12 protein-coding genes are annotated in these 9,669 nt (G+C 68.8%); 7 read left to right on the top strand and 5 right to left on the bottom strand.

Annotated features, from left to right (window positions below; translation table 11 throughout):
* From VIM19_02735 to VIM19_02705, 7 genes are all read left to right on the top strand, one after another.
* Nucleotides 1–186 (top strand): hypothetical protein (locus tag VIM19_02735; GenBank protein HEY5183827.1); only part of this gene is annotated, 186 nt, incomplete at its 5' end.
* A 74-nt stretch (nt 187–260) separates the two neighbouring features.
* Nucleotides 261–539, top strand: a complete 279-nt coding sequence (locus VIM19_02730) for an NUDIX hydrolase (GenBank protein HEY5183826.1) — start codon at nt 261–263, stop codon at nt 537–539.
* A gap of 72 nt (nt 540–611) precedes the next feature.
* Nucleotides 612–1,559, top strand: coding sequence for an ATP-binding cassette domain-containing protein (locus VIM19_02725; GenBank protein ID HEY5183825.1), 948 nt, complete (start codon nt 612–614; stop codon nt 1,557–1,559).
* Nucleotides 1,556–2,356 carry an ABC transporter permease subunit gene (locus tag VIM19_02720; protein ID HEY5183824.1) on the top strand — a complete coding sequence of 267 codons (801 nt, stop codon included), beginning with the start codon at nt 1,556–1,558 and terminating at the stop codon, nt 2,354–2,356. Before VIM19_02725 ends, VIM19_02720 begins: the two co-directional genes overlap by 4 nt.
* 34 nt (nt 2,357–2,390) lie before the next feature.
* Nucleotides 2,391–2,978: a TetR/AcrR family transcriptional regulator gene (locus VIM19_02715; GenBank protein ID HEY5183823.1), complete on the top strand. Its 588-nt coding sequence runs from the start codon at nt 2,391–2,393 to the stop codon at nt 2,976–2,978.
* Between the two features lie 144 nt (nt 2,979–3,122).
* On the top strand, nt 3,123–3,308 hold the full coding sequence (locus VIM19_02710) for a hypothetical protein (protein ID HEY5183822.1): 186 nt from the start codon (nt 3,123–3,125) through the stop codon (nt 3,306–3,308).
* A gap of 123 nt (nt 3,309–3,431) precedes the next feature.
* Complete coding sequence (locus tag VIM19_02705; GenBank protein ID HEY5183821.1) at nt 3,432–3,989, top strand: TIGR03086 family metal-binding protein; 558 nt, start codon at nt 3,432–3,434, stop codon at nt 3,987–3,989.
* A gap of 637 nt (nt 3,990–4,626) precedes the next feature.
* Here VIM19_02705 and VIM19_02700 read toward each other — a convergent pair.
* The 5 genes from VIM19_02700 to VIM19_02680 all read right to left on the bottom strand — a co-directional run bounded on the left by VIM19_02700 (nt 4,627) and on the right by VIM19_02680 (nt 9,208).
* Nucleotides 4,627–6,180 carry a trehalose-6-phosphate synthase gene (locus VIM19_02700; protein ID HEY5183820.1) on the bottom strand — a complete coding sequence of 518 codons (1,554 nt, stop codon included), beginning with the start codon at nt 6,178–6,180 and terminating at the stop codon, nt 4,627–4,629.
* 253 nt (nt 6,181–6,433) lie between these two features.
* Nucleotides 6,434–6,832: a hypothetical protein gene (locus VIM19_02695; protein HEY5183819.1), complete on the bottom strand. Its 399-nt coding sequence runs from the start codon at nt 6,830–6,832 to the stop codon at nt 6,434–6,436.
* A gap of 300 nt (nt 6,833–7,132) precedes the next feature.
* Nucleotides 7,133–7,369 carry a CsbD family protein gene (locus VIM19_02690; protein ID HEY5183818.1) on the bottom strand — a complete coding sequence of 79 codons (237 nt, stop codon included), beginning with the start codon at nt 7,367–7,369 and terminating at the stop codon, nt 7,133–7,135.
* Between the two features lie 290 nt (nt 7,370–7,659).
* Complete coding sequence (locus VIM19_02685) at nt 7,660–8,664, bottom strand: tocopherol cyclase family protein (protein HEY5183817.1); 1,005 nt, start codon at nt 8,662–8,664, stop codon at nt 7,660–7,662.
* Nucleotides 8,665–9,082: 418 nt separating this feature from the next.
* Nucleotides 9,083–9,208 (bottom strand): hypothetical protein, encoded by a 126-nt coding sequence (locus VIM19_02680; protein HEY5183816.1) that lies wholly within the window; start codon nt 9,206–9,208, stop codon nt 9,083–9,085.
* Between the last annotated feature and the right edge of the window lie 461 nt (nt 9,209–9,669).

The following is a 9,669-nucleotide window of genomic DNA, read 5'->3' as shown; positions in this document are numbered from 1 at the left end:
GGTTCCGCGACGCGATGCGCCGGCTACTGCGCATCGCCGGCGGCGCAGACCCGGCCGGACTCGGCTAGGCCGCACATGACGGAGGGCACCGACCCGGCGAACGAACCAGGTGGTGGCACCCTGACTTCGGACCACGTAGGCGGTCTCGATGAACTCATCGCCGCCGTGATCGCCAGCGACTCCTGACCGCACACTCAGTGCCGCGAAACGCGCGCCCGCGATGTGCCGATCGAGGGCTGGTTGCACGGGAGGATGGCTGCATGCCCGACACGCCTCCGCCCGGGCTGGGGTCGGCTGTTCGCCGCTCGGCCCGGGTCTTCCTCGTCGACGGGGACAACCGGTTGTTGTTGATCCGCTCGTGGTGGGACTTCCGCCACCACGAGCTGGGTTCGGCGTGGTTCCCCCCTGGTGGCGGGGTGGACGGCCAGGAGCCGCTGGCGCAAGCGGCGGTGCGTGAGCTGCGCGAGGAGACCGGCTTGGTGGTGCCGGAGGTGCAGATCGGCCCGGTGGTTGCCTTCATCAGTGGCCTGGACGATTAGGGGGAAGGCTTGACGTCGGCGTTCGGCACTGGCAACGTTCGTGAGTGAGCGCTCACATACAGAGGAGTTGTCGTGTCGTCCATCTCGACCTCGGGTCTGACCCGGAGTTTCGGTCCCGTCCTCGCGGTTGACCACCTGTCCTTGGACTTTCCTGCATCGGGGGTGATGGGTTTGGTCGGTCCGAACGGGTCGGGCAAGTCGACCCTGATCCGGCTGCTGCTGGGCCTGGTCCGGCCGACCGAGGGAACCGCGACGGTGCTCGGGAATCCGATCTCCGCCCCTGCAGCGTATGCGGACAAGGTGGGCGCTCTCATCGAGAGTCCCGCGTTCGTACCCGGCTTGTCCGCGCACCGGAACCTGTTGTCGCTGGCTCGTCTGCGTGGTCTTTCTGCCTCACGTGTTGACGAGGTCCTGACCATGGTTGGGCTCGCGGGGAGGCAGACCGAGCCGGTGAAGAACTTCTCCCTGGGAATGAAGCAGCGCCTCGGCATCGCCGCTGCACTGCTGTCCGACCCGCAACTGCTCATCCTCGACGAGCCGACGAACGGCCTAGATCCCGCAGGCATCGTGGAGATCCGCGGCCTGCTACGCAGCCTCGGCCAGGACGGGCGGACCGTGGTGGTGTCCTCCCACCTGCTCACCGAGATCGAGGCCGCGTGCGACTACATCGTGGTCATCCGCTTCGGAACGCTGCTGTTCACCGGACCGATCGGGGACCTCGTGGCCCGCACCCGGGCGCACATCGACATCCGCGCCGAACACGACGCCGACACCGACCGCCTCGCCCGCGCGATCATCGCCGCCGGGTGGGACGTCACCAACGCCGAGGGGACACTTCGGGTCGTCGCGGAACCGACACGGGCGGCGGGCATCAACCGTGCCGCGGCGCACGCCGGGGTCACGTTGAGCAGCCTCGTCGTGGTCCAGGACAGCCTGGAGGACATCTTCCTCGCCATGACCGGGGAGACCGACGGCGAGTTGGCCGCAGCACGCTCAGGCCAGGGACGGGAGGTCGCGTGACGCTCAACGTGGTCCGCAGCGAGTTGGTCCGCCTGCGCCGCCCCCGCATGCTGGTGGCCTGGTTCGGGCTGATGGCGTTGTTCGCCGTCATGATCAACACGGTCATGTTCAGCACCGTCGGCAACGGGCAGGCCCTGCCCCCCGGTGCCCCCGGAGTCGTGTTCCCTGACGCCGCAACGTTGTCCACGTCGCACGGGCTCGTCTCTGGTTTGGCGGCCGCGTCGAGCATGTTCGGCGTGGTCACCCTGTCGTTTTGGGCCGTGGCGGCCGCCACCGACTACAGCAGCGGTCTCATCCGGCTCCTCGTGGCAGCTCACCCTCACCGGTGGCGGCTCCTGCTGGGCAAGGCGATCGCGCTCGTCATCGTCACTGCGGTCGCCACCTTCGTCGCGCTCGTCGTGAACGTCCTGGTGGCAGTGCCGGCCGCCAAGCAGGCTGGCATCTCCACCACAGCCTGGGGAACGGACGTCCTCCCCACCCTGGCCGCAGCGTGGCTGAACTCGTTCGCCGCACTGTGCGTGTGGGGCTTCCTCGGCCTCGCCCTGGCCGTCCTCACCCGATCCTCCGCGGTCGCGATCTCCGTCGGCGTCGGATACGTCCTGGTCGTCGAATCGGTCATCAAGATGGCAGCCAGCCATTCCTCGGACTGGCTGCTCGGCTCGACTCTGACCGCACTCGCGAACGGCGGCAACACCGCCCTCACCTACCCCGCAGCAGCCGCTCTTGGCCTGGCCTACGTCGTCGCCGGACTGCTCCTGGCTACCGTGGTGTTCACCCGCCGCGACGTAACCGACTGAGCGTCACGGCTCACAGGCGCCCCTGGAGGACCCGGTGACCGACCGTGGTGACGCCACGCGCGCCAAGCTCATCGCGGCGACCACCCAGGTCGTGCGAGAGGTCGGATACGCACACGCCACCACCAAGGCCATCGCGGCCGCGGCCGGGGTGTCCGAGGGGACGATCTACCGCCACTACCCGGACAAGACCGCCCTGTTCTTCGCCGCGGTACTCGACCGCAACATCGCCATCGTGAAAGAACTCGGCCGTCTACCCGAACGCGCCGGACAACGCACCGTCGAGACGAACCTCACCGACACCCTCGGACACCTTGCCGGGCTCCGCGACGACATCCTCCCCCTCGAACTGGCGCTCCTCACCGACCCCGAAATGGCCGAGTACCGAAACGCACGCCTTGCCGCACCGGGCGGCGACGGCCCTCCCACCCCGATCGCCGCCTACCTTCAAGCCGAACAAGACCGAGGACGCATCCGCACGGATCTCGACTGCGACCAGGCCGCCGTCGTCCTACTGGCAACCCTGTTCGGTCTCTCTCTCGCCACCCACGCCGACGAAACCGGCATCAACAAGCCCCTGCTCCGCGCCGCCGTCCACACCTTCGTCGAAGGTGCCGGGACCTAGCAGAAGCCGCGCCAATGCGCCGTTCAAGCGTGGGTCGATCCGGCGATTCGGTGCGGCCAGCGACTTCCTTGTTCTTGGATGCCGGGGTCGTTCACCGGTCTTTCTGCCCTGTTCGGACCCTGACCGGAGGCGCATGCTGGGGGCGTGGCGCCGACGGTGATCACGAGTGCCTGGCGACCCGAAGAGCGCCTGACGCCGTGGCTTCTGTTTGACCTCGATCGGCTCGCCTGGGTCGTGGAGCAGCGAGCCGCCGAGTTGACTGACGAAGAACGTCGCCTGGTCCGGGAATCCAGCGAGCGGATGCTCAGGGCCACCACCCCCGAGCGGTAGCCGACCGTCCCGATCAGTGCGCGCTGGGGCGAACTGCCTCGACGGTCCTGGTGTCGGGTCGGCATGTTGTCTGCAGGTCAAGGGATCGGTCTCCACCGTCTCTGAGCCGGGTACATTCGCTGCGTGAGCGAGTCCGAAGCCGATCTTCTGGAGTCCGTTCTTGCCGAGACGGAGGCGACCATTCGGGCCGTTGGGCCTGGCCAGGGCCAACTGCCGACCCCGTGCTCGGACCTGGACGTGGCTCGCTTGACCGATCACGTTGTCGGGTGGGCGGCGAGTTTCGCAAGCAGGCTCACGGATGGTGCCGACATCGGTGATCCCAATGCGTACCGCGTGGGGCTGAGCCCTGCTGCGGAGTTCCATCAAGCTGCGCAACGAATCGTCGGGTCGTACCGAGAGATGACTGAGCAATCGCAGAACTTGCCGGTGGGATTCCTCATCATGGAGTTCCTCACGCACGGTTGGGATCTGGCGACAGCGATCGACCGACCGGTGTCGTACAGCGACGAGGCAGCGGAACTTGCGCTCAAGACCGGTCGTCTGATGCTCAAGCCCGAGTACCGAGGACCGGACAAGGCATTCGGTCAGGAAGTCCCGGTTCCGGACTCCGCAGGCGCCGTGGACCGCCTCGTCGCCTTCATGGGGCGAAACCCCGTTTGGCAGACCACACACGCTCAATGAGCTACCGCGCGCCGCTGAGGCTACGCGCGAGCCGTTTGGGGCGGATCTTGTTGGTCGTCCGCTTGCGGGCAGCTGGCGCGGCATGATGTCGAGAGTGCGCCCCACGTACGTTCTTCCCGCAGCGTTGCTTGGGCTCGCAGCGGCTTCCCTCACCGACTGCACCTCGCCTTCAACCGGTCGAACGGTGGCCTCGACCACCGCGACAGGCACCGCTAGTCCCAGCGAATCGCCAGCCCTGAGCACCGTGTCGTTCTGCGTGGGATCCTCGCCGCAGCATCCGGCTGGGTCCACCGTGACCGTTCATTTCCTGCGGGGGTCACAGCCGTTCGGCGAGCCGAGCATTCAGGTGCCCATGAGGGTGTCTGCCGAGGTTCCACCTGGGGCCTTCCGCGTCGTGGTTGACGGGGCGACACAGTTCACCGGATCCACCTCACCCGGGGAGACCGTCAAGGGCTCGATGGGCCAAGGCTGTCCCAACTAGCGCTGCGCTTCGCTCCGAGGAGCCGATGCGGGGCGCGTTTCGAGAGGCTCGGCCCGGCGGGTAGGTGCGATCTGAACCCGCGGCTGAAGCGGCGCCTCGGTCCGGTCCGTGTTGGGTTCGGGTGGCGATGCCAGCGCGAGAAGGTGGGCTGCGGGTCTACGTGGCTCGGGACGTGGGTGGTGCCGAGCCGAGGGCGTCGAGGAAGGAGGTGGCCCATCGGTTGACGTCGTAGTTGCGGATCCGCTTGCGCATCGACCGCATCCGGCGCCGGGACTCCCGCGGAGTCACGGCGACCGCCCGCACAATCGCCTCCTTCAGCCCCTCGATGTCGTGCGGGTTGACCAGGAAGGCGCTGCCCAGCTCGTCGGCGGCACCGGTGAACTCGCTGAGCACCAGCGCACCGGACTCGTCGTGACGGCAGGCGACGTACTCTTTGGCGACGAGGTTCATCCCGTCGCGCAGCGAAGTCACGAGCATCACGTCGGCGGCCAGGTAGAGGGCGGCCATCTCCTCCGCGGGGTAGGCGTGGTTCAGGTAGTACACCGCGGACTGGCCCAACGTCGCGTGCCGGCCGTTGATCCGACCCACCCTGCCCTCGACCTCCTCGCGGAGCACCCGGTACTGCTCCACGCGTTCGCGGCTGGGGCTGGCGACCTGCACCAGGACGCTGCCGGGAGGTCCCAGCTGCCCGCTGTCGAGGAGCTCCTCGTAGGCGGAGAGCCGGTTCGGGATGCCCTTGGTGTAGTCCAGCCGGTCCACCCCGAGCAGTACCGTGTCGGGATCGCCCAGCTCGGCGCGGATGGACTGGGCGCGCGCTTGGACGTCCGGGCGGCGGGCCAGCTCCCCGAACCCGTGGTAGTCGATCGAGATGGGGAACGCGGCCACCCGCACCGCCCGCCCCTCGGGGACAGCCCCGCCGGCCCGCCGGTCTACAGCGGGGTCCTGGTCGCGGCCGAGGCCACCCGGTGACTCGGTCAGCCACACCGTCGAGCCCCGGGTCTGCAGGCCGGCGGATCGGCGGCAGGCACGCAGGAAGTTGGTGGCGTCGGCTCGGCGCTGGAAGCCGACCAGGTCCGCGCCGAGCAGCCCCTCCACCACCTGCCGGCGCCACGGCAGCTGCGCGAAAAGCTCATAGCCGGGGAACGGAATGTGGTTGAAGAAGCCGATCCGCAGATCCGGTCGTGCCAACCGCAGCATCCCCGGCACCAGCTGGAGCTGGTAGTCATGCACCCACACCGTGCCACCGGGCCTGGCCCGGGCAGCTGCGGCGGCAGCGAAGCGTTCGTTGACACGCAGGTACGCGTTCCACCACGGACGGTGGAACTGCGGCGGGGCGATCACATCGTGGTACAGCGGCCACAAGGTGGTGTTGCTGAAACCCTCGTAGAACTCCTTGACATCCTCCCCGGACAAAGGCACCCCGACCAAGTGCATTTCCTCGGCGTCGAACGGTGCCGGCGCCTCGCCCGCTGACCCGGACCACCCCACCCACGCGCCGTCGAAGCGCTGCATGACCGGTTTCAGCGCGCTGACCAACCCACCCGGACTGGTGCGCCACTGCATCGAGCCATCCGCTGAGTCGACCAGGTCGACGGGAAGCCGGTTCGCCACCACCACCAGGGCGTATGCGGCCCCCGCGCCGGTCGTGACTTCGGCAGCCGTCGTAGCCGCCGTCTCGCCGACGGCACCGGCCGTGGCCCCCGCGCGCATCGCGATCAGCTACTCCTCATCAAGGGCCAACCTATCGCCCTCAGGGTCGCCGCATCGCAAGCAGAGGCTGCAGACCGCTTCAGCACCCACCCAGTTCACCGGGACCGCCAGCGCGATTGTCGGTTCAGAAGGGCCCGCGCGGCCGTGCGGGACGACGGTTGTTGCCGGCCCCGCCAGCGTCCGAGCGGACCGCAGATGCGTTCGCGTGGATGTCTATGACGTCGGGGGCGGTGCCTGAGTATGAGGCGACTCTTCATCGGGGTTGAGTTGACAGTCGCCGTTGGGCGCACCGGTCCGCTGCACGTCGGCTGCCAAAGTCTGCGCGAGCGGTCTCGCGCTGAGCGATGAGGTCGTCGCGATCCCGGCTGACCGCAGCGGTTTCGCGGCGTGACTGTTTGAGCTCGCTGCGCGCCGCGCGGCCCCGGCGGGAGGTGCGGCGCGCACCGGCCAGCAGCAGGCCCAGCCCGAGCACTGCGAGCGCCCCGACCACGATGCCGTAGAGGAACAGCGTGCCGGTCGAGTCCGTCACGTGGTAGCCGAACACTGCGAATCCGTCGGTCAGCGCATGCTCGCTACCCGTGTTACCGAGCACGCCAGCGGCACCAACGATCACCGCGACCAACAAGACGATCAACCCAAGCAGGACGAGCATGACGACCCCACAGCCCTGTAACCACCAGGCAAACACCCGTCGCCGCCGGGGATCAGGGACTCGACCGCGCACCGAATGCGATCGCGGCCGAGGCTTCCGCCCCGCTGGCCGCGGGTTCGTGATTGTCGCCAGGCGGCCGGACCCCGTGACCAGTCCCACCGTCCGGCACGTCGGTCCGGCCTGCGCAGTGACCCACGATCCCTCACGCGGGAGTCACCGACCGCAGCGCGCGGGTCAGGCACCACCAAGTCGCCGCCTTCGCACCATCAAGCCTCGGCAGCCCGGCCTGCCAGGGAGGACCTACTTCCGATGCAGCGCGTCCTTGGCCTTCTCGACTGTCTCTTCGACCTTGTTCTTGGTCGTGTCGATCGCCTGTTCGACCTTGTCCTGCGCGTCGGCGATCTTCTCTTCGGCCTCACCAGCGCGACGATCGGTCTTGCCCTCGGATTCGAGGTCCTTGTCGCCCGCGAGGATTCCAGCGGCCTCCTTGGCGTGGCCCTTCACCTGATCAGACTTCGCACCCATCTGGCGCACCACCCTTCCTCGTTCAGCACCTCCGACTCTCACCCAGGCATCTCGGCCTTGCCCGAGGCCATCGGCCTCCAGCCCCCGCATCCCGCGCCGACGAACCCGACACAAGATCGGGTCGGCTCGGTACACCGAGCGTGGCCGTGCCCGGCTCAGGCTGGGCGAGCCGAGCACGGCCACCACCACCGTCATCGGCTGCGCGGCGGGGCGCGGGTGATGAATGACGCCATGGTGAGGTGACTGCGGGGACGCCCGCGACCTGGCTGTCCAACTCGGCAAGGGCGTGGACGGCCCGTCGGCTACCGCGTGGCGAGCAGCCGGTCAAGGTCGCCGTGCACCTCCAGGCCGGCGCAGTAGCCGGTGTCCTCGAGAAGCACCCGCCCGGTCGGGTCGGCGAGGCGCACCGCTACTCGGGCATCGAGCGTCTCCTCCACCCGGCGGTGCATCTGCGTGCGCACCGGTGCGTGCAACAGGCCCCCCCTCGTACGCTCGGCAACCAGGTCGAGCGTGGCGCCTCGCCGGGACCGCAGGCTCCATCCAACGTGGTCGTCGTCGATGTCCAGCCAGGTCGTCCGGGCACCGGTATGGGTCGCGAACTGGTGCAGCTCGCCCTCATGGCGCACCCCGACGATGAAGCCGCGGAACTCCCCGCGCAGCCAAGGAATCAGTGCGACCGAGGCGGTGAGGCAGGTCCCCGGCTGCGCGAAGTGGTTCGTCTGCATCCACACGTACGCCGCCGGGAAAGCGCGGCCCCAGTCCTTCTCCAGGTAACCGCGGCCGCCGTCGAATGGGACCGGCTCGCTGTCTCGCTCCAGGGTGCCGGCCAGGCCGTGGTTGAAAGAGATGACGCCGTGGTAGCACTCCAGGAAGGGCATCCAGGCGTACCAGCCCATGACCCCCGGCGCCCACAGGCGCACCGGCCACGAGTCCATCGGGTCGGTGAACCGCACCTGTCCTCGCAGGCCGGCGTCCGGGACGTCGAGGATCAGGCCCTGGGCGGTGAACCGGTTCGGTCCCACCGTCACGTCGAACGAGTCGTCGCGGGCGCGGAACTCCGAGCGGTCGTACCGCTGGTACCAGGATTGTCCGCTCGCGCCGTCGAGCACCTGGACGAACGCCTCGTCGCCCCCGTCCAACCCTAGAAACACGCCCGGGATGACCGCCCAGCGGTGGCGTTGGTCGGCACTGACCAGCTTGACGTACCAGCCCTCGAAGAAGCCGCTGCGCTCGGCGCTGCCGTGGAAACCCTCCGGGTGCAGCGTCGACCGCACCCGTGCGGCGAGCCGTCCAGGTTTGGGGACCATCTCCCGACGCTATCTGCCCCTGGGCAGGGAGTTGGAGGCATCGGTGGAGATGCGCGCCGGTTTCCCAGCCAGGACGGTCCGCGACCGGCGGACCGTCCGGAATCACCTGACCCGGCCACCCGCCGGGACGGTCGTGATGTGGCGCCTCGCGTCGGCAATGCGCTGGCTGGTGCACCGTCCGGCCAGGCGCGACTCGCCCCCACCGTCGTCGCTTCCGTAGCGCTCACGGTGTGGGCGGGGGACGCGGTGCTGGGTGGGGTGACACCCTTCCACCGGCTGCTGGGCGCCGTCCTCGCCTGGCTCGTCCTCTCCCGAGGGACGCGGCCGGTGGTTTGCCGCTAGCCCTTCGCCCGGACCAAGGACGCGAGGACGACGATGTTGTGGCGGTAGTGGCCGGATATCGGTCCGCCGCAGGTGATCAGCCGCAGCGCGCATGATGGGTGTTGCCGTAGACGAGCTGCGTCGGGACGCTCGATTTGGGGTAGCGGCGGACCTGTTCGACGGTGACAACGGCCACCGAGTCGTCCGCGCGGGTGACCAGCACCGCGTCGTGGGGGGTAGCACGCCGAGTCGGAAACGACCGACGGCCCGCTCGCGGAGTCGAGATGCCCGACGATGACCGCCGGGCCGAGCGAGCCGGGCGTGGGTGAGTACCGGTACCAGCCGGCCTCGTCGCCGCGGGGGCTGCCGGGGGCGGGTACCTGCAGCGACCCGTCGGGGTTCTGCCCGAGGGTCTGCAGGCGCGACGTCACACCGATCGCAGGGGTGTTGATACCGACCGGTGTGGGCCCGACAGCCCGAGACGGGACCACCAGGCGCAAGTGGGCAGGAAGGGTGCGGTGTTCATCGATCGGGTAGATGGGCTATCGGGATCACGGCAGTAGCCCGAATCATCGGCGGCATTGGCCGTCTCCGAGGGTCCCAAGACGCCCGATCCGAGACGCTGGCGTGTTCCTGCTCCGCAAGATCTGCGGCCAGGGTGCCCTCACTGTCGTCATGCGGATA

Source organism: Actinomycetes bacterium, from assembly GCA_036510875.1.
Classification (GTDB): Bacteria; Actinomycetota; Actinomycetes; order Prado026; family Prado026; genus DATCDE01.
Note: the sequence above shows the minus strand (reverse complement) of the source record. Positions and strands in the feature narration are given on the sequence as shown.

Coding starts and splice junctions, on each gene's coding strand:
- VIM19_02730 (HEY5183826.1), top strand. CDS start 261: ATGCCCGACACGCCTCCGCCCGGGCTGGGGTCGGCTGTTCGCCGCTCG.
- VIM19_02695 (HEY5183819.1), bottom strand. CDS start 6,832: ATGCTCGTCCTGCTTGGGTTGATCGTCTTGTTGGTCGCGGTGATCGTT.
- VIM19_02685 (HEY5183817.1), bottom strand. CDS start 8,664: ATGGTCCCCAAACCTGGACGGCTCGCCGCACGGGTGCGGTCGACGCTG.
- VIM19_02700 (HEY5183820.1), bottom strand. CDS start 6,180: ATGCGCGCGGGGGCCACGGCCGGTGCCGTCGGCGAGACGGCGGCTACG.